Consider the following 20,746-nt stretch of genomic DNA (forward strand, 5'->3'; position numbering starts at 1 on the left):
CGTCACCGACAATTTCCGCGTCATCAGGCCACGCGATTTTCGGGTTATCGCGTGAACGGGGTATACTCCCCTTTGTTGCGGCTCTATTTCCTTTTTCACACCCGAGCCGTGTTTGGTGTGGTTGGATGCCCCCGCCTCTTCGGCGAAGCGGGTGATGGAAAAAGCCTCGATCGGCGTCGCCGTATGGCCATCGCGGACAAGCTCGGCCAGCACCTCGCCGACAGCAAGCGCGATCTGGAATCCCGCGCCGGAGAAGCCGAAGGCATGGATGAGGCCCGGTGTCGTGCGGCTTGGCCCAATAACAGGGTTTTTATCGGGCATCTGCGCTTCCGTGCCGCTCCATGCGCGGATGATCTGGGCATGTTTGAGGCCGGGAAAGAGGCTTGCGGCGCGGTTCATCATCGTGAGCGCGCCGTCGCCGCGGGGGCGCGAAAAATCCGGATCTGCAAGCGGCAGGCCGCGTTCGCCGCCGACGATGCAATTGCCGCGCTCGACCTGCCGGGCATAGACGCCGCCGCCTTCCATACCGATATTAACGGTCAAAACCGGCGCGAGCGGCTCCGTCACCACCATGGAAGGGTAGATGCGGGTAAGCGGAACCGGCTCGCCGAACAGCGCTGCGAAATGGTCGGCCCACGCGCCCGCGCTGTTGATGACGGTGCGCGCAGTAATGGCCATCCCCTCCCCCGCTTCCAGCGCGAAACCGCCGCCATTGCGCGTAACGCCCGTTACCGGACAGTTCTCGAGCACATGTACTCCGGCGCGTCTCGCAGCGGCGGCAAAGCCGGTCGAAACCAGACGCGGATTGGCATGCCCGTCGCCGAGGCAAAAGGAAGCGCCAACCACATCGTCACCCAGGAACGCGAAGCGCCGCCGCAGTTCATTATGGCCGATCAGCGTGAGGTCGAGGCCGTAGTCCGCCACCCTTGCCGCATAGGCTTCGAGCGAAGCCATGTCGGCCTCGCTGGCGGCAAGCTTCAAATGACCGGAAGGCATATATTCGCCGTCGATGCCGATCCGCTCTTTGAGGCGGGGCCAGATGCTGTGGGCGCGCTGCGCCAGCGGCAATTGCTGGGGCGGGCGTCCCTGACGGCGCACCCCGCCATAATTGACGCCGCTTGCCTGCGCACCGCAATAGCTGCTGTCGATGAGCGCGACGCTCATTCCCATTGCGCGCAAGGCCAGCGCTGCGGACGAGCCGACAAGGCCGCCGCCGATGACAGCCACATCCACGTCGAGACGCTGTCTCATTCCGCGGCCTCCCGCGTTTCCGGCCTGAGCAGCATTGGCAGGGGTTTCACCGGCGGCTGCGAACGCAAACGCCCGGCGGCATCGATGGGCTTTCCCGTCTCCGCAGCGAGGATTTCCGCAGCCGCCGCGCCACAGAAGCGGCCCTGGCAGCGGCCCATGCCGGTGCGGCTCACCGCCTTCAGGCGATTGATCTCTTGAATAGAGAAATCACGCACGGATTGGCGCAGCGTACCGGCGGTTACTTCCTCGCAGCGGCAGACCAGCGTTTCGTCGGCAACTTCCTTCGCCCAATGCGCGGGATAGGGAAAGGCAGCCTCCAGCACATTACGGAAACGGCTGATGCGGGTGAGTTTCTTCTCCAGCTCTCCCGCCCGTACGCGCGAGTACGGCAGGGCGCGATCCTCGAGCAGGGCCAGCGCCGCGCGCTCACCCGCGAGTTCCGCCGCGTCGGCTCCGGCGATACCCGTGCCATCACCGGCAAGATAAACGTCCTCGACGCTGCTGCGCCCGCTGATATCGCGCTCGGGCAGCATGGCGCGGTCGCGCTCGTTGAAGGTGAACTTGCATCCGGCGAGATCAGCAAGCTGGGTCTCGGAGCGCAGGCCCAGCGCATAGCCGATCCCGTCACAGGCAAGGCTCCGCTCACGCCCCCCCTGTCGCCAGTGGATAGCCGTAACGCGCGTTACGCCTTCGATGGCGAGGCCGGTTATGCCGTAGTGAATGGCGACGCCGTGCAGGCGCAGTTCGGCGGCAAAGCGCAAGCCTCGCAGGATGACGGACGGCTCAAGCGCGAGTCCCCGCAAGAGGTGGCGCTTCGCCAGCAGCGGCGTACCGTCGAGTACGGCGGCAACCTCGACGCCTGCCTTCATATATTGCCAGGCGACGAGATAGAGGAGCGGCCCTGACCCGACAAAAACCACCCTTCTGCCGATGGCGGCGCCTTGGGTTTTCAGCGCGATTTGCGCCCCGCCGAGGGTGAAAACGCCGGGCAACGTCCAGCCCGCCACGGGAAGCACCCTGTCGCTCGCTCCGGTCGCAAGGATAAGGCCGTCATAGGCGACTTCCCGGTTCATCCCGTCCACGGCGATCTGCGCTCTGCCATTGCCGAGATTCCAGACGAGCGCTTGCGGCCGATAGTCGATATGACCTTGCAGCGCGGCGAAATCCCGGTACAGCCGTTCGGCCTTATGCGCTTCCGAGCCGTAGAGCGAGCGGGTACTGCGGCCATCATCCACGAGCCGCTGGCGATAAATCTGGCCCCCACAGGCCGGCGCTTCATCCACGATGAGAGGGCGCAGGCCAGCGGCCACGAGGGCTTCGGCGGCGCGCACGCCCGCCGGTCCCGCCCCGACGATAAGGGGTTGCGGGCGCTCATTCATGCGGCAGCTCCTGTGACAATCTCCATCCCGGCGACGAGCGGCGTGGTGCATGCCCGAGCCCGCGAACCGTCTGCGAAAGTCACCCAGCAATCCTGGCACGCGCCCATCTGGCAGAAACCGGCGCGCGGGCAGCCCGAGAATTCGCTGATCCGCACCGCATCCCCTGCGTTCAGGATGGCGGTGAGCAGAGTATCCCCTTCCCGGCCTTCGCAGGGGGTTCCATCGAGTATAAAGGGGATCGGGGGGTGGTTTTTGCGGGCAATACGGTGGAAAAGCACGTCACTTCTCCCCCACCAAAACCCGGTCCAGCCCGAAGAGGCGGTCGAGCACCAGCATGGCGGCGGCTGTGAGCGCGATCATCAGGGCAGAGACGGCGGCCATCATCGGGTCGATGGAATCGGTCGCATACATATACATCTTCACCGGCAGGGTGACCGTCGAGGGCGAGGTCACGAAGATCGACATGGTCAGTTCGTCGAAACTGTTGATGAAGGCGAGGAGCCAGCCGCCGGTTACGCCAGGCAGGATCATCGGGAGGGTGATGCGGCGGAAGACGGTCCAGCGCGACGCGCCGAGCGTCATCGCCGCCTGTTCCGCGCTCCGGTCCATGCCGGAAAGCGCGGCAAGCACCAGCCGCAGCACATAGGGCGTGACGATGATGACATGGCACAGCACCAGCCAGGCGAAGCTGCCGGTGACGCCGATGAGGGCGAAGAAGCGCAGGAAGGCGACGCCAAGCACCAGATGCGGAATGAGCAGCGGCGAGAGGAAGAGCGCGTTCAAGGCGTCGCGGCCCGTAAAGCGATTGCGGTCAATCGCTAGGCCCGCCGGGACGGCGATGGCCACGGAAATCGTCGCTGCAAGCGTCGCCAGCCGCAGCGAATTGCCGAAAGCGGTGATGAAATCTGGATAATCCAGGATGGCGCGGAACCAGCGCAGCGAAAACACGGTCGTCGGTATCGTCAGCGTATTCTCGGGGGTGAAGGCGACGAGGCAGACGACGACGAGCGGCGCGAGCACAAAGGCGATGACCAGCGCATGGAAAAGAAGCGCGAAGGGGCCGTTTTTCTGCATGGCGTTCACCCCAGAGCCTTGCGCGCCCGTGCTTCGACGGCGCGGTTATAGGCGAGCATGATCACGAGATTGGCGACGAGCACGATGATGGCGATGGCGGCGCCCATCGGCCAGTTCAGCTCCTGCATGTACTCGTCATAAACGAGCGTGGCCGCCATTTTCAGCCGCCGCCCGCCCAGAAGGCCGGGAATGGCGAAGGCGCTTGCCGAAAGGCCGAAGACGATGAGGCTGCCGGACAGAAGGCCCATCGAAACCTGCGGCATCACCACGCGCCGCAAGGCTGTAAGGCGTGAAGCGCCGAGGCTCCATGCCGCCGCTTCCAATTGCGGATCGAGCTTCTGCAAGGACGTCCACACCGGGATGACCATGAAGGGCAGCATGATATGGACGAGCGCGATGACGATGGCCGTCTCTGTATAGAGCAGTTTCACCGGGCCAAGGCCTGACGCTTCGAGCGCTGTATTGATGAGGCCCGTGGAGCCGAGCAGCATGCTCCAGCCGAAGGCGCGCACGACCACCGAGACGAGCAGCGGCCCCAGGATGACCAGAAGGAAGATCGAGCGCCAGGGGCTGCGCATTCGTGAGAGGATATAGGCTTCCGGCGCGCCGATGAGCGCACAGATAAGCGTGGTGATGAAGGCCAGCCGCAGGGTGCGCCAGAAGATGGAGAGATAATAGCTGTCCGACAGCACCTGCCCGTAATGGGCGAACGTATAGCCCGTGCCGATGCCGGTTTCGTAACTGTAGGTCAGGAATGAAAGGATCAGCGTCAGGACGAGCGGCACGATGACGAGTCCGGCAAACAGCACCGCGCCGGGCGCAACCAGCAGCCATGGAGTGGCGGACGGGCGGGTCATGCGCCAGCGCCTTCCAAAGCTTCGACGCGCAGGCTTGACGGCGTCCAGTCGAGGCCGACGCGGTCTCCCTCCCCTGCCGGTTCCTCGCCGCTATTGGGCGCCGAGACAGAGAGAAGCCCCGCAGGCGTTTCGACATTGAACAGCCAGTGGCCGCCGAGGAAATAGCGGCTGGCGACATGGCCGTTGAGGCGCCCTTCATCCTTGTTGAGAAAGAGTTTTTCCGGGCGGATCGACGCAGCGACCGGCGCACCGGCGGGGATATCCGGTTCCGCCTCGCCCGCCAGCATAGCGCCCGCCACTTCCACCTTGCCGCCCGCTCCGTCCGGCCACCAGATGCCTTCGAGCCGGTTCATCCGCCCGACGAAGGAAGAGATGAACGCCGTCGCCGGTCGCTCGTAAAGGCGATAGGGCGCGTCGACCTGCGTCATGCGCCCCGCCTCCATAACCACCACGCGGTCGCTGATGGATAGCGCCTCCGCCTGATCGTGGGTGACCATGATGGTCGTCGTGCCGACGCTGCGCTGGATGCGGCGCAATTCGAACTGCATCTCCTCGCGCAGCTTGGCGTCGAGATTGGATAGCGGCTCGTCGAGCAGCAGCACCGGCGGCTCGATCACCAGCGCCCGGGCAATGGCGACGCGCTGGCGCTGCCCTCCTGAAAGCTGGCGCGGATAGCGCTCCGCCATGCCGCCCAAATGTACCAGCTCAAGGATTTCGCCCACGCGCTTGTCCCGTTCTGTACGCGGAACTTTACGCATCTCCAGGCCGAAGGCGACATTCTGCGCCACCGTCATATGCGGAAAAAGCGCATAGCTCTGGAAGACGATGCCGAGCCCGCGGCGGTTTGGCTTCTCATGCGTGATGTCGCGGCCGTCGAGCATGATGCGACCGCTGGTCGGCTCGACCAATCCCGCAATCATCTGCAGCGTCGTCGTCTTGCCGCAGCCCGAGGGACCGAGCAGCGAGATGAACTCGCCCTTGCCCACGCTCAAATCGACATCGCTGACGGCAGTCAGTTCACCGTAGGACTTGTTGATCCGCTCAAGCGTCAGAAAAGCCATGCACCCACCAACCGCACAGTTTGAAACGGTTCAAAGGAGGCGGCAGCTTTTGACCCAAGTCAAATTAAAATTCCATTTAACAGAATTTTTCTTGATTTAATTCCTGTATATAGAATTCTGATCGCAAATCAGGGTTTGGGGATTTCATTTCATGAATACGGAAACCATGCTTCCGCTGGGGAAAGGGCCCTCCAGCCTGCGCCGCGCGCTTGGATTGTTGCGGGTTGTCGCTAATGGTGACCCCTCGGGTACGCGGCTCAAGGACATCGCCCATGCCGCCGGCTGCAGCCAGTCGACCGCCCATCGGGCGCTGCAGGATCTGATGGCGGAAGGCTTCGTCGAGCAGGTCGAGGGCGGAAAGCGCTACCGCCCCTCGCTCGATTTCTTCGTGCTTGCCGCGCGCGCCGGTCAGGTTGGCGGCATCCGCGATCTGGCGAGGCCGGTTCTCCTGCGCCTCGCCACCACTTTGAGCGACACGATCTTCCTGCTGGTGCGTAATGGCTATGATGCCGTCTGCATCGACCGCGTCGAAGGCCCCTTCCCTATCCGGTCCTTCACCGGCGATATCGGCGGCAAGGTGCCCTTGGGTCTCGGACAAGGCAGCCTTGCTATCCTCGCCCATCTACCGGAGGCGGAGCGGGAAGAGGTCATCCGCTTCAACATTCCCCGTCTCATCGATCGCGGCTTTCTCGATGAAGCGGGCCTGCGCGCGGCGCTGGCTACCGCAAAGGAGCAGGGCTGGGTCAATCTCAACACCGGTCTCATCCCCGGCATGGCGGGCGTCGGCGTACCGGTCATCGATGCGCAAGGTCGGCCCGTCGCCGCGCTCAGCGTCGGCACGCTCGCCGAGCGGCTTGGACCCGAGCGATTGCCCGGCGTGGTGCGGATTCTCAGGACGGAAGCGGCAAATCTCGCGGCGGGCTTAAATCCCTTCGATGTGTCCCTGCGTTATCCGCTGCGAAGCTTAAGCAATATCCGCCCGTGAAGATCGGAGGCGGCGCAAGCGTCCCTCGACGATCCAGTTCTCGACCAATTGCTTTTCCGCGGCGAAGGGATGCAATTCCCAGCCGATATGGTCGAAGCCAGTGAGCACGACGTCGTCACCTGGCTTCGCAAAGCCCAAGAGAACATCCGCAATCGCCACCATGCCGCTCGACGGCACGACATAGGGCGCGGGGGAAAAGCGGGCAAGGTCCCGGTCTAGCTGTTCGTGGACAGAGGCAGGTATGACGCGATGGGAAAGGCCCGCCGCCGCGGCAAAAGCGGCGAACTCATCCGTATAGTCGTCGCAGAAATCGCTGAGATCGGGATAGGTTTTGACCAGTTCATCCCGCATGCTCGCGAATTTTTCGCCGGACCGCACGCTCCATATCTCCCTCGCGTGGAGTACCGCCGGGTTGGTCTTCCAGCCATCGCCATGCAGCATCGCGCGCGCCGGGCGGCCTGTATTGCACACGGCGACAATATCGGTTTTGCCGCCACCGGCCCCCACCGAGCGGCAATCGTTGAAACGGATCACAATATCCGCCGCATCGATAAAGGCAGCGCCACCGGGCGGCACGCTGCCATTGCCGACGATCATGATGGTGCGGGAAGCCATGAATTACTTCCCGGATGGGGGCATCATCTTTTTCAGTTCGGCAGTGCGTGAGATCGTCCATTGCGTGACGCAATTGATGATCAGGAGGGGCTGCATCGAGCCACCCTCCGCCGGCTTGCTACTCGCCGTGCATTGCTGGTCACGGTTGCGGATCCACGCGCGCTGCGCTTGGCGCAACGCATCCTGGTCCTTCGGTTGCATAGCCGCCATGACCTGCTTGTAGACCTGGTTGAGCTCAGCATCCGCCGCCCAATATTGGCGGGAGGCGCATCGGTCCATGTCCGCCTGCGTGATCGCATTGCTGCAATCGATGCTTGGATCCTGTGCCAAGGCGGGCAAGGCGAACAAAACGAAAAGGACGGCAGCAAGCGAAATTCGTATCATCGGTCTGGCTTTCCAAGAATTCCGGCCTAATTCGGAGCCTGCACGCTAAAATGCGGCAAGCCCCGTAAAGGAAGCGATAATCACGGTATTTTTACGCACCGCGACCACGACCGGAGACCATGCGGACGGTCGCCGCCCCATTGCCCGGCACCACGATCATCTGCTTGACCTTGCCCTGCTTGAACGCCTTGAGGAAGCGGTCATAATCCCTAAAGGCGACGCAGCCATGCGATTCCGCCCGCCCACCGCGCAGGAGATAGCTGTGGGTGAGGAAGCCATCGCGGCCATATTTGTTCTTCCCGTCGACAGGAAGCATCCGGATCGCCTCGACGCCATGGAAGCGGCTTTCCCGCATCCTCAAATTATAGGTATGCGGCGGGGTCGGGCCGTTCATCTTCACATGCACATAGCGGGGATTGTCCGCCATTTTGCCGATACCGGAATGAGCTTCGAGGACGCTACCATCAGGCATGTATACCTTCGCCGCGCTGATATCATAGACCGCGATGCCGTTACCGGCCTTCGGCCTGCTGCCGAACATGTCGCGGAACGCCTGCCCAATGCCGCCCTTCTGAGGATTATCCGGACGCGCGAAGGCCATGAGTTGCGGCTTCTGCGTCTCGCGGTCATTGTCCCTGTCCACACGCGGGTCGGCCTGCCTTGCGATCGCCCTGGCGCGTTCCGAAGCGGGCTTGCGGTCCTCGCCGTTCGGCGGGCGAAACTGCGGCAACGGCACATCGTCGGGGAGATCGGCGTCGTCCGTGTCCGGCGCTTCGGCGGTTTCGGTCTCAGCCGCCTCGTCCATCGTGAGTCCGTCCCTCACCGGCGGCAGCATGGCAGCCAGGGCTGCGCGGGCCGCTCCGCTCTGGATCGGCGCGGCATAGGCCGTCATTCTTTGCTGCGCGCTGGACGAACCGGCGGAGCGCGACCCGAACCGCTCCGCGGCGGGCGCGGCGGCAAGAAGCACTGGATCGGCGCGCTTCAACGCGCGGGCGCTTTTATCATCACTGACGACGGAACTCATCATCGCGACAGCCGTTTCTGCCTCGGCGAGCAGTTTCTTCGCCAGGGCGCTCCTCGCCTCCCCATCGAGCGGTCGGGCCTTCGTGCTATTCACCGAGGAAAGCTGCAGCCGGGGAAGGAAATGGTTGGAGCCGGTGGTGACCGGATTGCTCACCGCCATCATGGCGGTGACGGACCAGAGCGTGGCGCTCGCCAGAGCGGCGCCGCCGGAGACCATGAAAAGCGGACGCGCCAGGCGACGCAAGGACTGAGAACAAACGACTTTACGCACCAAACGCACACACAAGCCCATCCATCCCGCGAAACACTCACCGGCGAACCGCCGTTGCGGGATTTCCGAACTGCCTCCATCTTGACCGAAGTTGTGAGAAAGGATGGGGAAATATGGTTAATTTTTGCTTTGCGGCGGCAGGAAATAGCGAAGCCCGCGTCGCTTGCGTGAAAGCGGGCCGTTAATGCGGTCTCCGCATGAGGTGACAGGCAGCCCGAAACGAACGGCCCGTCGAATTGGTCGATTTCACCAACGGCGCTTTTCCATTGCATTTGACAATTAAAGCGCCGCGCCTGTCTGGAGATTTCGGACCCTATTTTTATCCCCTAAACAGGGCATTTCAGTCCGCGTTCGCCAAGCTTGCACGGAGGGTCTTCACATGCGCCGCGTCGACCGGCGCTGCGGCGTTGCCCCAGCTGTTGCGCACATAGGTGAGGAGCGAAGCGACCTGTTCATCGGAGAGCCGCCAGGCGAAGGAAGGCATGGCGGGCGCGGTGGGCGCGGCGCTGGTGGCCGCCCCTCGAGACCCCGCGAGCACGACGCGGATGAGCGTTGTCGGGTCCACTGACTGGACTATGGCGCTTCCAGCCAGAGACGGGAAGAGACGCGCGGCCCCCTTCCCCGAATCCTGATGACAGGCACTGCACGTGTCCTTGTAGATCGCCCCGCCCGCAATCATGCGGCTATCATCCACCGGCAGCGGCACGGGAGCGGCTGTGGTGTCCGTCGGCAAGTCCTTCAGATAGGTAGCGATCGCCATCAGATCCTGGTCGGTCAGTTTAGAGGTGGAGTCGGTAATGACCTCCGCCATGGGGCCGGATGCAACGGTGTGACGATTCACGCCGGTCTGAAGATATTGGACGATATCGGTGCGCGTCCAGCCCGCCAATCCCTTACGCTTCGTGTTCGTGATATCAGGCGCAAACCAGTCTTGCAGGGTCGAGCCTTGCAGGAAATTGCCGTTCTCATCCGCCCCGAGCATCGATTTCGGCGTATGGCAGGTGCTGCAATGCCCAAGGCCCTGAACGAGATAGGCGCCGCGATTCCATTGCGCCGATTTATCCGGATCGGGCTGGAACTCGCCCGGCGTGAAATTGAGCGCGTTCCAGGCCGCCATATTCTCCCGGATGTTAAACGGGAACGGAAGCTGGTTCGGCTCAACGGGGTTATTCACCGGCTGAAGCGTATTGAGAAAGGCGCGGATGGCGAGGAGATCATCACGGCTCACCTTGGTATAGGCGGGATAGGGCATGGCCGGATAAAGATGGCCGCGCGGTGCGATTCCCTGCTGTAACGCTTGCACGAACTGGTCATCCGACCATGCGCCTATGCCCGTTGCGCGGTCCGGCGTGATATTCGGCGACACGATCTTGCCGAACGGGGTATCAAGAGCGAGGCCGCCCGCATAGGGCATGCCGCCCGGCGCGGTGTGGCAGGCCGCGCAATCTCCGAGCGTCGCGAGATAACGGCCCCGGTCGATCTGTTCGAAGGACTGGCTGTCCACAGCCCCCTGCCCTTTTGCCTCGACCATTGCGCCAAGGGTGACGGTCAGTATCAAGACCCCGCCACGAAGAACAGAGATTCGTTTCATGCCGGCACCAATGGACCTTCGGATTTGAGATATTGGTTGCGAATCGCGTCCGCAGCCTTGAACGCCAGTGCGCCGACCGTCCCTGTCGGATTGTAGCCGGCATTCTGCGGAAAGGCCGATGCGCCGATGACGAAGACATTCGGCACATCCCAGCTTTGCAGATATTTGTTGACGGCGCTCGTCGCGGGATCGCTGCCCATGATCGCGCCGCCGGTATTGTGCGTGCTCTGGTAAGGCACGACCGAATAGGGCCTCTCCTTGAAGTGCGGCACGATCTGGCGCGGCTGCATCGATTTGGCGATTTCCAGTGTCTTGCGGGCCACGTAATTGACCATTCGGATATCATTGTCCGGGAAGTCGAACGTCATGCGCAGCAGAGGCCTGCCGAACCGATCCTTATAGGTTGGATCGAGATCGAGATAATTGCCGCGTGTCGCGTAGCTCGAGCCCTGCATGGTGAGGCTCATCGTCGAGAGGTAATTATCGGTGGTTGCCTTCTTCCAGGCCGAACCCCAGCGCGGCGTTCCCGGCGGCGTCGGGCGCGTGGTGATGGGGCGGCCATTCGTCATATTGCACAGCACTCCGGCGCCACCGACGAAATCGAGAGGGGAATGGTCGAAATTATCGCCGTTGAAATCGTCGACGACCTGCGCGAGGGCGCCGCTCGATATGAAGGGATTGAAGTTCTTGTTGTCGAAGAACATCTCGACGGAAGCATCGGTCTGGTAGGCATAGTTGCGCCCGACCGTTCCGGTTCCTGTCTTGGGATCATAGGGCTCGCCTATCCCTGAGACGAGCAAGAGATGCACGTTGAACAGGATGAAGGCGCAGACCAGCACCAGATCGCCCGGCTGCTCCCATTCCTGCCCCTGCGCATCGACATAGGTCACGCCCGTGGCGCGTTTACCGGAGCGGTCGAGATTGATGCGAACCACTTCGCATTCCGTCCGCGCCTCGAAATTCGGCTTTCGCATCAGCACCGGCAGCACCGTCGTCTGCGGGCTGGCCTTTGAATAATTCGCGCAGCCGAAGCGCTCGCAGAAACCGCAATAGCTGCACGCCCCCATGGCCACGCCGAGCGTGTTGGTATAGCTGCGCGAGGCATTCGCCGCCGGCTGAGGAAAAGGATGAAAGCCGGCCGCACGGGCGCCTTCCGCGAACAGAACCTGCGCATAGGTCATGTCGAGCGGCGGCAGCGGATATTCGCGCGACCGCGGCCCCTCGAAGGGATTGCCGCCTTGCTGCACTTTTCCATTGATATTGCCAGCCTTGCCGGAGATGCCGGCGAGATACTCGAACTTGTCGTAATAGGGCTCCAATTCGTCATAGGTGACGCCCCAATCCTGGATCGCCAGTTCCTGCGGGATAAATTTCGCGCCGTAGCGCTCCGTCAGATGGCTGCGGCAGCGGAAATCGCTGGGCAGGAAGCGCCATGCCTGGCCATTCCAATGCACGCCCGCACCGCCGACGCCATTGCCCGGCAGGAACGAGCCGAACTCCCGAATGGGTAGCGCCTGCTGGCTGATGTTATTGCGGAAAGTCAGCGTGCTCTGCGCCGGCCTCAGGAAAAGGTCCTTCCTGACAGCGAAGCGCAGCTCATCCTGCATGTAGCCGACATTGAAGTCGGCAGCGGTGTCGCGCCACGGCCCCCGCTCGATGGCAACGACGTCGAGCCCTTCATCGGTCAGTTCGTTGGCGAGAATCGAACCGGTCCAGCCGAGCCCGATGACGACCACATCCTTGCGCGGGAGCTTCGTGACCATGCCCCCTACCCCTTCGCCGCCCAATCGGCGCGGCCCATAATGCTGACGGGAGGGAGCGGATAGCGTTCATTATGCCGGGTTACGAAGTCGCGGTAATCATAACGCGCGCCGGGAAAACCGATCATTTTCCAGCTCGCCATATCCTTGTTGCCGCCATAGATCGGGTCGGCGAAAAACCCCTCCATGGTGTTCTGCAAAAGGAGTTCGAAGAACGTCTTGGCATCCGTACCGCCCAGTTCGACGGTGCCCTTTTCCAGGCCTTGAAGCACCTGGTCCTGCTCCTCCGGCGCAAGCTCCGCGAAGTTTTTGCCCGAGAAACTGGTGCGACAATATTCGTTGAGCAGCGCCAGACCCGCGCGGTAGCGCTCTGTCGGCAGGATGGGCGATTGCCGGCCTTGCTGCGGCGTTCCCTTGACGAAAGGCCCCTTCATGTAATCCCGCTCCGAGCGTCCGAAAAAACCGGCAAGCTGGCGATCGATGAATACGGCGCATCCAGCATCCTTACCGCCGACGCTCAATTCATCAGCCGGAATGAGACGATCGACGATAGCCTCCACTGTGACGGCCTCATCATAAGTGAAGAAGAGCCAGGGGCCCGGCTTTACCGGAACCGGCGGACTTGCCGCAAAAGGGCTCCAAGGCAGGCGCCCCGAAATGGAGCGGGCGACGGCATCGGGCGTCGAGACGAAGAGAACGGTGACGGCGGTGCTCCCGAGGAACTGCCGCCGGCTCATGCTGGAATCGGAAATTTTCATCATGGCTTCCCCGACCTGAAAGGTGGCTGACGGAAGTTACTGCGTGAACGGCAGGAAATACAACTGATTATAGATAAATTTCTGTGAAGTTCTTTGTGAATTGAAATTACTATCCAAAAATAAGCTATACATTACCATAAAAACGAGATTTTATTACTCGATATACGCCAGTTATTGCTTATCGATCGACAGCCGCCCCGGATGGCAATGGGTCGGCAATCCGTAAAATTCATTACAAATCTTTAATACCGCCATTCATGATGAGTTCACATTTTGGGGACGACTATTACCCACGCGCCATCTGGCGTCGTGTTGAAAGTCAAGGAGTCTACCTGCCATGAAATCCCTCCCGGCATATATCATCCTCGCCACATCCATCGTCTTCGTCTCGCCTGCGCTCGCCCAGGATAGCAATGAGGCCGAGACGGCGGACACAAAGGTCGAACTGTCCGATCACGTTCGCAAGCATATGGATAAGGAACCTGTCGACCTCACGAAGTTCTCCAGGATGGACGAACTGAAGGCAGCGGATAGCAATGGCGATGGCGTCCTCTCCCGCGAGGAGCTCGAAGCGCTCGCCACTAAGCGCATAGCCGCACGCGCCGCCGACCGGATGCAGCGCCGCCTCGACATGAACGGCGACGGCAAGGTCACACTGGATGAAGTGGAGAAGCAGCGGGCGAAGGAGTTCGCCGCGCTCGATCGCAACAATGACGGCAAGCTCGATCGCAAGGAGTTGCGCGCAGCCAAACGCTTCCACAAGGGCGAGCATCACGGCAAGCGCCCGGAGAAGCAGGCACACTAACAGTTCTCGTCTGTCGAATACGGATGGCCCGGGGCGCAAATCCCGGGCCTTTCGTCTAAAATACCGACTTTACCGGGGTGAAAATTCACGGATGGAATTAGACCGCCGTCTATTTCCTAAATTCTCTCTTTGAGATCAATCACTTGACTGATTCGGCGAATCGAAAATACAATTCCTGCCGCATCCCGGCGGGCATTAACTCTTTATTAACCTAAAACTTCTTGCGGCCCTACAAGAATCGGACATAATGACGGTACTTGAGCAAAAACTGCTCGAATGCCGTTACTTGAGGTCCCCGCGACATGAATTTCTCCGCTCCGCAGCCAACAGCGCCGTTCGACGACGTCATTCTGTCCCAAGGGCGCGAGATATCCAAGCGCCTCAACCAGCTACGCCTCGAGACGTTCCCGCCCAATGCCTCGAAATCCCTGCGGGAGTTTTCGCTGGCCGAGGCGGCCTATTTCCTTGGCGTATCCACCAGCAATTTAAAGAAGCTGCATCTGGAAGGAAAGGGCGTGGAGCCCACCGTTCATGCCGGCGGCAGGCGCACTTATACTGCCGAGCAGATCATGGAGCTGCGCCATTATCTCGACCGCAACGGGCGCGCGGACGTGAAGAAATATGTCCCGCACCGCCGCAATGGCGAGAAACTGCAGGTCGTCGCCGTTGTCAATTTCAAGGGCGGGTCGGGCAAGACCACTACAGCTGCCCATCTGGCGCAGCATCTCGCCCTGACCGGCCACCGCGTCCTCGCCGTCGACCTCGATCCCCAAGCCTCGCTTTCGGCCCTGCACGGCATCCAGCCCGAGCTCGACAAATATCCGTCGCTCTATGAAGCGATCCGTTATGACGAGGAGCGGAAGCCTATCGCCGAGGTGATCCGTTCCACCAACTTTCCGGGGCTCGATATCATTCCGGCGTCGTTGGAACTGCAGGAATATGAATATGACACGCCGCTGGCGATGCAGGACCGCACCTCCACGGAAGGCAAGACCTTCTGGAACCGTATCGAAACCGCCCTCCGCGATGTCGATGACCGCTATGATATCGTCGTCGTCGATTGCCCGCCGCAGCTTGGCTATCTGACGCTGACCGCGCTTGCCGCGGCAACTTCAGTGCTGATCACCGTGCATCCCCAGATGCTGGACCTCATGTCCATGTCGCAATTCCTGCTGATGCTCGGCGATATCCTCAAAACAATCCGCCGTGCGGGCGCGCCCGTCGATCTCGACTGGTTCCGCTACCTCATCACACGATATGAGCCTATGGATGTCCCGCAGGCGCAGATGGTCGGCTTCATGCAGTCCATGCTGGCGAAGCAAATGCTGAAAAACCCGATGCTGAAATCAACAGCGATTTCCGATGCGGGCCTCACCAAGCAGACACTCTATGAAGTCGACAAATCCGCAATGACCCGGTCGACCTATGAACGCGCGATGGAATCGCTCGAAGCTGTCAATTCTGAGATTCGCGAGCTAATTCACCAGGCATGGGGCCGGAAATAGATAGACCGCCGTCTAAAAGCGAAATTTTTCGTGGAAAAACAGATGGCTAGACACAAGCGAAGATGGGCAAATGGCTAGGAAGAATATTTTCGGCAATCTGATGCAGGCGGAGACGCCCGATTCCGCGGAAGATAATGTCCCGGAATCGGGCTTTCTCAAGTTCGGCGCCGCGAAATCCATATCCTCCTCGATTGACGAGCTTGCCCGGCAGGCCTCCAAGCTCACCGAAGGCGAGACCATTGTCGAAATTGATCCGGATCTCATTGACGGGTCATTCATCACCGACCGCATGAAAGCCGACGACGAGGCCTATCACGAACTGCTCGCCGCTATCCGGGAGAGGGGGCAGGACACGCCCGTTCTGGTTCGCCCGCATCCGGAAAAGAGCGGCCGTTATATGATCGTTTTCGGCCATCGCCGGCTGCGGGTCGCCCGGGAGTTGGGGCGTCCTGTCCGCGCCGTGGTCAAGGCGTTGGCTGATATCGACCACATCGTCGCGCAGGGGCAGGAAAACGCCGCCCGCGCCAATCTGACCTTCATCGAGCGCGTTTTGTTCGCAGAGCGGCTGGAACGCCTTGGCTATGGGCGCGAGACCATCCAGTCGGCTCTATCCGTCGACTATCAGACGCTGAGCAAGATGCTGACCATTCCGAAGACGATCCCGGCGGAACTGATCGAAGCGATCGGCCCTGCGAAGGGTGTCGGCCGCGACCGCTGGCTTGAGCTGCGCAAGCTGATCGAGCGCCCTAAAAACACCGAGACTGCCTTGGCTTTTGCGACCAGCCCGGAGTTTGCAGAGGCAGAGCAGGACCAGCGCTTCGAACTTCTGTTCAATCATCTGAACGGAGCGAGCAAAAAACCTGTCAAGAAGGCGATCCAGCCGCGCCCAACGCGTGCCTGGTCGGCTGCGGACAACCGGGTAACAGGCGATATCCGCAATACCGGAAAAAGCTTTAACCTGGCTTTGAAAGCGCGGGACGCTGGCAGGTTCGGTGAATATCTGGCGGCAAATCTCGACCGCCTCTACTCGGAATTCCGGCAAACGGAAAAGGACAGCTAGAGCGTGATGCGCTGAAGCAAGCATCGGGCTCTGGATATTTGTTTTAGCCGCATGATCCTACGGGATCATGCTCCAACAGGAGACTAAACCCGCAAAAGAAAAAGGCCCCCAGCGACGCAGTCGTGGAAGCCCTTCTCAGATGTAGCAATCAGAGAATCTCATTTCCACGAATCACTGTCAAGAGTCTTTAGCGTCTTTTGGGCGAGCGGATTTCTTTTGCCTTCGAAAAGGTGAAGGAAAATGGAGATTGGTAACATAACGACGCCCTTCGGGCGGCGGTCGATGACGCTTGCCATGTTGACGAATCAGATCAACACGCAGGAAGCTTCGAAATGCAGAGCTGTGGACAAATGGCAGGTTTATCGCTGGCTATGCGAAGGAAAGGCCATCATCGGCATTTCCGACCGTTCGCTGGCCGTGCTCAATGCGCTGCTGACGTTCTATCCTGAAAATGAGCTCGCCCAGGAGCATGGTCTCGTCGTATTCCCGTCGAACGCCCAGCTTGCCCTGCGCGCGCATGGCATGGCGGACGCGACGCTACGCCGTCATCTGGCCGCGCTGGTGGATTGCGGCCTGATCATTCGCCGCGACAGCCCGAACGGCAAGCGTTACGCCCGCAAGGGGAGGGGAGGGGAGATCGATGAAGCCTTCGGTTTCTCGCTGGCGCCTTTGCTGGCCCGTGCTGAAGAGTTCAAACAAAGCGCAGAACAGGTCCGGGCGGAAGTTCGCGCCTTGCATCTGGCCCGCGAGCAGATCACGCTCCATCGCCGGGACATCCAGAAGCTGATCGAAGTAGCCGCAGAGGAACGCATTACCGGCCATTGGGACGTGCTGTGGGAGCGTTTCAGAGCCGTTGTGGATGCTATCCCGCGCCGCGCCGACCGGATTGAACTGGAGAAAATTGCCGCTGAACTCGCCGATCTTCGTTCCGACGTCGCCAAGCTGTTGGAATTACATGTAAATGCTCAAAATGTAAGCGGCAATGAGTCCCAGAATGAGCGGCAGCTATCTAATTCAGATACCAAGATCCTTATTGAATCAGATTTAATTTCAAAAAAGGATTTGAATGAAAATCCGGTAAACACGCAGTCTAGAAGACCCGTGGAAGCCTATTCGCTCGAGCTGGTCCTCCGTGCGTGTCCTGACATTTCCGATTACGCCCCTCACGGCATCGCCAACTGGCGCGATCTGGCGACCATTGCTGCACAGGTCAAAAACTATCTCGGCATTTCTGCCCCGGTATATCACGAGGCGGTTCAGGTGCTCGGAACAGAAAGCACTGCCGCGACCATCGCCTGCATGCTGCAGCGGGTTGGACAGATCAGCTCTCCCGGCGGCTATCTGCGTATCCTGACGCGCAAGGCGAGGGCAGGGGAGTTTTCCGTTGGACCGATGCTGATGGCCGCTTTGAAAACCAACGGCTCGACAGCGGGAATGGCGGCATGAAACAAAGCCTAAAAATTGCCGACAGGCCCGGCGGATTTTCGGGTTGTTTACCGATAAAACCGCCGCTACGGGATCGCGCCCATCAAACGCTATTTGGACGCGGCGCTTTCCGCCACAGGGACGGCAAGATGCAGTTCCGTGCGGCTTTCGTCCAGTATCCGCTTGAGATTTCCGGTGGGAACCGTGTCGGTGACTATCATATCCGCCTCTGTGACCGATCCAAGTCGCACCAGAGCGCGGCGTCCGAATTTGCTGCCGTCTATTGCGAGTATCACCCGGCCCGCCTGCTGCATCGCCGCGCGAACGGCGGCCACTTCCGCGTAATCATCGTCGCCGATGTCCCCATCATCGTCGATACCGCTCACCGAGATGATGACATAATCGAACTTGAAGGCGCGGATGAATTCAGGCGCATTCTGGCTGAAGACGCCCGCATCCACCTGCCGCACAAAGCCGCCGGGCACCGCGATGGTAAAATCCGTGGCTTCGCTCAAACTGGTCGCCACCCGCAGGCTATAGGTGACCACACGCAGCTCCTTGCGGACCGTGAGCGCGCGCGCCACCGCCTCGCAGGTCGTGCCCGTGTCGATGAAGACCGAGGCGTTATCCGGAAGAAGCTCGGCCACGCGTTTGCCGATTGCCTCTTTGCGCTCTGCGTTGACCACGCGCCGCTGCCGGTAGATCACCGGATCGAGCGGTGTCGAGGCGACAGCCCCGCCATGCAGCCTGCGAACCTTGCCCTGCCGTTCCAGCGCCATGATATCCCGGCGCGCCGTCTGGGTGGTTACGGAAAAGCGAGCGGCGATCTCCTCAAGCGATATGTAATGATTTTCCGCAAGGTAACGGACGAGATAGGCCTGCCGGCGCGCCTTCTTGCCGTCCTCATCCCCCGGCTGATCCTCAGTATGCATGCTGTCTTTCCGATCCTCAAAATATCATCGAATACTATTCGGCCAGCATGACCGCGATAAAGCACATGCCGTCTGCTTGCGCCGCTTTCAAATGATATTTTTATAGCCGGAATGGAAGCTGCCGACCGATCAGAAGCAAGGAGAGAACGGGCTTGGTATCAGTTCGCCCACTCAACTCCCAATTCCTGCACCATATGCCCCTCTCCGGCCTGCCGATAAGAACGTATTTCGGGTTGATAATCCGCGGGATGGATGGGACTTTTCAGCTCGCTGACTTTCAGGACGGGGCGCTGGTCGCGGCGGGAGGGGTCGGGAACCGGAACTGCCGACAGGAGGCGTTTGGTATAAGGATGCTGCGGATTGCCGAAAATGGCGGCGCGGGGGCCGATCTCGACGATCTCGCCCAGATACATGACGGCGACGCGGTGGCTGATCCGCTCGACCACGGCCATGTCATGGCTGATGAACAGGTAGGACAGGCCCATCTCTCGTTGCAGGTCGAGCATGAGGTTGACCACCTGCGCCTTGATCGACACGTCGAGCGCAGAAACCGCCTCGTCGGCCACAATTAGTTTCGGGCGCAGCGAGAGCGCGCGGGCAATCGAGATGCGCTGGCGCTGGCCGCCGGAAAACTCATGCGGATAACGGTTTGAAATATCGGGGCCAAGGCCCACTTGACGCAGCAATTCGCCAACCCGCTCCCGCGCTTCCGCCCGGCTGCCGAGGCCGTGGGCGATGACAGGCTCGGCAATCGTCTCGCCCACTTTCATGCTCGGATTGAGGCTTGCGAATGGATCCTGGAAGATAAGCTGAATATCGCGGCGGCGCTCCCGGAAGCCGGAGGAGCTTAAGGAAAGGATATCCTCGCCATTGAGGCGGATTTCGCCCGATGTCGGGTCGCTGAGGCGCATGATCGTCCGCCCGGTCGTGGATTTTCCGCATCCGGATTCGCCGACCAGCGCCAGCGTTTCGCCGGGGGCGATGCTGAACGAGACATTTTCCACCGCATGGACTCGCCCGATCACGCGGCGCAAAAGGCCTTTGCGGATGTCGAAATATTTGCGCAGATCCTTCACCTCGAGCACCGGCCGCGCGCTGCCCGAAGGGGGAGGTGAGATATCTCCATTGTCTTTTGCGCTTGCCGGCAAGCCGGTGGCGCGATTGATCTCGATGAATTTCCTGGGCTGCGCCTCGCCCTGCATCGAACCGAGCTTGGGAACCGCCGCCAGCAGGGCGCGCGTATAGGGATGTTGGGGCGCACCGAAGATGTCGCCGGTCGTTCCGCTTTCGACGATGCGGCCATGCAGCATGACGATGGTCCGGTCGGCGATTTCGGCCACTACGCCCATATCATGGGTGATGAAGAGGACCGCCATGCCCTCTTCCTGCTGCAACTCGCGGATGAGGTCGAGAATCTGCGCCTGGATGGTGACGTCGAGTGCGGTCGTCGGCTCGTCTGCGATCAGCAGCTTCGGCCGGCAGGCGAGCGCCATCGCGATCATCACCCGCTGGCGCATGCCGCCCGAAAGACGGTGCGGATAATCGTGGATGCGAGTGGCGGCGGAGGGGATGCGGACGCGCTCCATCAGGCGCACCGCTTCCGCCTCGGCCGCGCCCCTGTCCATGCCGCGATGGGTCATCAGCACTTCCGCCAGTTGGAAGCCGATGGTGAGGCTCGGATTGAGCGACGTCATCGGCTCCTGGAAGATCATGGCGATCTCATTGCCGCGGATCTGCCTCATGCCGGAATCGTCGAGCGCGTTCAACGATTTGCCGGCAAAGCGGATATCGCCCTCGATGCGGCTGCTGCCGGGTGAGAGCAGGCGCATGAGGGCCAGGGAGGTGACGCTTTTGCCCGAACCGGATTCCCCCACGATCGCAACGGTCGTCCCCGCCTCGATATCGAAGGAAATGTCGTGAACGACGGTGGTCCATCGCCCATCGCTCAGGAAGGAGACACGCAGGTTCTGGACGGAGAGCAGCTTGTCTTGCATGGAACGACCTTTTCCT

Annotated in this window: 19 protein-coding genes; 5 read left to right on the forward strand and 14 right to left on the reverse strand. The window is 61.0% G+C overall.

Annotated features, from left to right (window positions below; genetic code table 11):
• The 6 genes from IEX53_RS18975 to IEX53_RS19000 all read right to left on the reverse strand — a co-directional run.
• Positions 1 to 1,251 (reverse strand): NAD(P)/FAD-dependent oxidoreductase (locus tag IEX53_RS18975; protein WP_188825756.1); only part of this gene is annotated, 1,251 nt, incomplete at its 3' end.
• Positions 1,248 to 2,630, reverse strand: a complete 1,383-nt coding sequence (locus IEX53_RS18980) for an FAD/NAD(P)-dependent oxidoreductase (protein ID WP_188825757.1) — start codon at positions 2,628 to 2,630, stop codon at positions 1,248 to 1,250. The genes IEX53_RS18975 and IEX53_RS18980, both read right to left, overlap by 4 nt.
• Positions 2,627 to 2,908 carry a (2Fe-2S)-binding protein gene (locus IEX53_RS18985; protein WP_188825758.1) on the reverse strand — a complete coding sequence of 94 codons (282 nt, stop codon included), beginning with the start codon at positions 2,906 to 2,908 and terminating at the stop codon, positions 2,627 to 2,629. The genes IEX53_RS18980 and IEX53_RS18985 overlap by 4 nt, the downstream gene beginning before the upstream one ends.
• Before the next feature lies 1 nt (position 2,909).
• Positions 2,910 to 3,704 carry an ABC transporter permease gene (locus tag IEX53_RS18990; protein ID WP_188825759.1) on the reverse strand — a complete coding sequence of 265 codons (795 nt, stop codon included), beginning with the start codon at positions 3,702 to 3,704 and terminating at the stop codon, positions 2,910 to 2,912.
• A 5-nt stretch (positions 3,705 to 3,709) separates the two neighbouring features.
• Positions 3,710 to 4,561, reverse strand: a complete 852-nt coding sequence (locus IEX53_RS18995; RefSeq protein ID WP_188825760.1) for an ABC transporter permease — start codon at positions 4,559 to 4,561, stop codon at positions 3,710 to 3,712.
• Positions 4,558 to 5,622 (reverse strand): ABC transporter ATP-binding protein, encoded by a 1,065-nt coding sequence (locus IEX53_RS19000; protein WP_188825761.1) that lies wholly within the window; start codon positions 5,620 to 5,622, stop codon positions 4,558 to 4,560. The genes IEX53_RS18995 and IEX53_RS19000 overlap by 4 nt, the downstream gene beginning before the upstream one ends.
• 151 nt (positions 5,623 to 5,773) lie before the next feature.
• On the opposite strand from IEX53_RS19000, the gene IEX53_RS19005 reads away from it, so the two are divergent.
• Complete coding sequence (locus IEX53_RS19005; RefSeq protein WP_188825762.1) at positions 5,774 to 6,607, forward strand: IclR family transcriptional regulator; 834 nt, start codon at positions 5,774 to 5,776, stop codon at positions 6,605 to 6,607.
• On the opposite strand, the gene IEX53_RS19010 is transcribed toward IEX53_RS19005, so the two are convergent.
• From IEX53_RS19010 to IEX53_RS19035, 6 genes are all read right to left on the reverse strand, one after another.
• Positions 6,587 to 7,222: a Urease operon accessory protein gene (locus IEX53_RS19010; protein ID WP_188825763.1), complete on the reverse strand. Its 636-nt coding sequence runs from the start codon at positions 7,220 to 7,222 to the stop codon at positions 6,587 to 6,589. The two genes, IEX53_RS19005 and IEX53_RS19010, sit on opposite strands and share 21 nt — an antisense overlap.
• A gap of 3 nt (positions 7,223 to 7,225) precedes the next feature.
• Entirely contained in the window at positions 7,226 to 7,606 is a 381-nt protein-coding gene (locus tag IEX53_RS19015) for a lysozyme inhibitor LprI family protein (RefSeq protein WP_188825764.1), read from the reverse strand.
• A gap of 91 nt (positions 7,607 to 7,697) precedes the next feature.
• Positions 7,698 to 8,846: a DUF2778 domain-containing protein gene (locus tag IEX53_RS19020; RefSeq protein WP_188825765.1), complete on the reverse strand. Its 1,149-nt coding sequence runs from the start codon at positions 8,844 to 8,846 to the stop codon at positions 7,698 to 7,700.
• Positions 8,847 to 9,240: 394 nt separating this feature from the next.
• Positions 9,241 to 10,491: a c-type cytochrome gene (locus tag IEX53_RS19025; RefSeq protein ID WP_188825766.1), complete on the reverse strand. Its 1,251-nt coding sequence runs from the start codon at positions 10,489 to 10,491 to the stop codon at positions 9,241 to 9,243.
• The gene (locus tag IEX53_RS19030; protein WP_188825767.1) at positions 10,488 to 12,254 is read right to left on the reverse strand and encodes a GMC family oxidoreductase; all 1,767 of its coding nucleotides are present in this window, start codon (positions 12,252 to 12,254) and stop codon (positions 10,488 to 10,490) included. Before IEX53_RS19030 ends, IEX53_RS19025 begins: the two co-directional genes overlap by 4 nt.
• Before the next feature lie 5 nt (positions 12,255 to 12,259).
• On the reverse strand, positions 12,260 to 13,012 hold the full coding sequence (locus tag IEX53_RS19035) for a gluconate 2-dehydrogenase subunit 3 family protein (protein ID WP_188825768.1): 753 nt from the start codon (positions 13,010 to 13,012) through the stop codon (positions 12,260 to 12,262).
• Between the two features lie 334 nt (positions 13,013 to 13,346).
• Between IEX53_RS19035 and IEX53_RS19040 the strand changes: the two genes are divergently transcribed.
• The 4 genes from IEX53_RS19040 (at position 13,347) to repC (ending at position 17,825) form a co-directional block, all read left to right on the forward strand.
• Complete coding sequence (locus IEX53_RS19040; protein ID WP_188825769.1) at positions 13,347 to 13,814, forward strand: EF-hand domain-containing protein; 468 nt, start codon at positions 13,347 to 13,349, stop codon at positions 13,812 to 13,814.
• Between the two features lie 302 nt (positions 13,815 to 14,116).
• On the forward strand, positions 14,117 to 15,319 hold the full coding sequence (repA, locus tag IEX53_RS19045; protein WP_188825770.1) for a plasmid partitioning protein RepA: 1,203 nt from the start codon (positions 14,117 to 14,119) through the stop codon (positions 15,317 to 15,319).
• Between the two features lie 70 nt (positions 15,320 to 15,389).
• Complete coding sequence (gene repB / locus IEX53_RS19050) at positions 15,390 to 16,379, forward strand: plasmid partitioning protein RepB (RefSeq protein WP_188825771.1); 990 nt, start codon at positions 15,390 to 15,392, stop codon at positions 16,377 to 16,379.
• Positions 16,380 to 16,619: 240 nt separating this feature from the next.
• Entirely contained in the window at positions 16,620 to 17,825 is a 1,206-nt protein-coding gene (repC, locus tag IEX53_RS19055) for a plasmid replication protein RepC (RefSeq protein WP_188825772.1), read from the forward strand.
• Between the two features lie 89 nt (positions 17,826 to 17,914).
• Here repC and IEX53_RS19060 read toward each other — a convergent pair whose 3' ends face one another.
• On the reverse strand, positions 17,915 to 18,736 hold the full coding sequence (locus tag IEX53_RS19060; protein ID WP_188825773.1) for a DeoR/GlpR family DNA-binding transcription regulator: 822 nt from the start codon (positions 18,734 to 18,736) through the stop codon (positions 17,915 to 17,917).
• 158 nt (positions 18,737 to 18,894) lie between these two features.
• Positions 18,895 to 20,730, reverse strand: coding sequence for an ABC transporter ATP-binding protein (locus tag IEX53_RS19065; protein ID WP_188825774.1), 1,836 nt, complete (start codon positions 20,728 to 20,730; stop codon positions 18,895 to 18,897).
• Between the last annotated feature and the right edge of the window lie 16 nt (positions 20,731 to 20,746).

Origin of the sequence: Paramesorhizobium endophyticum (assembly GCF_014640615.1) — a bacterium.
In the GTDB taxonomy this organism is placed as follows: Bacteria; Pseudomonadota; Alphaproteobacteria; order Rhizobiales; family Rhizobiaceae; genus Paramesorhizobium; species Paramesorhizobium endophyticum.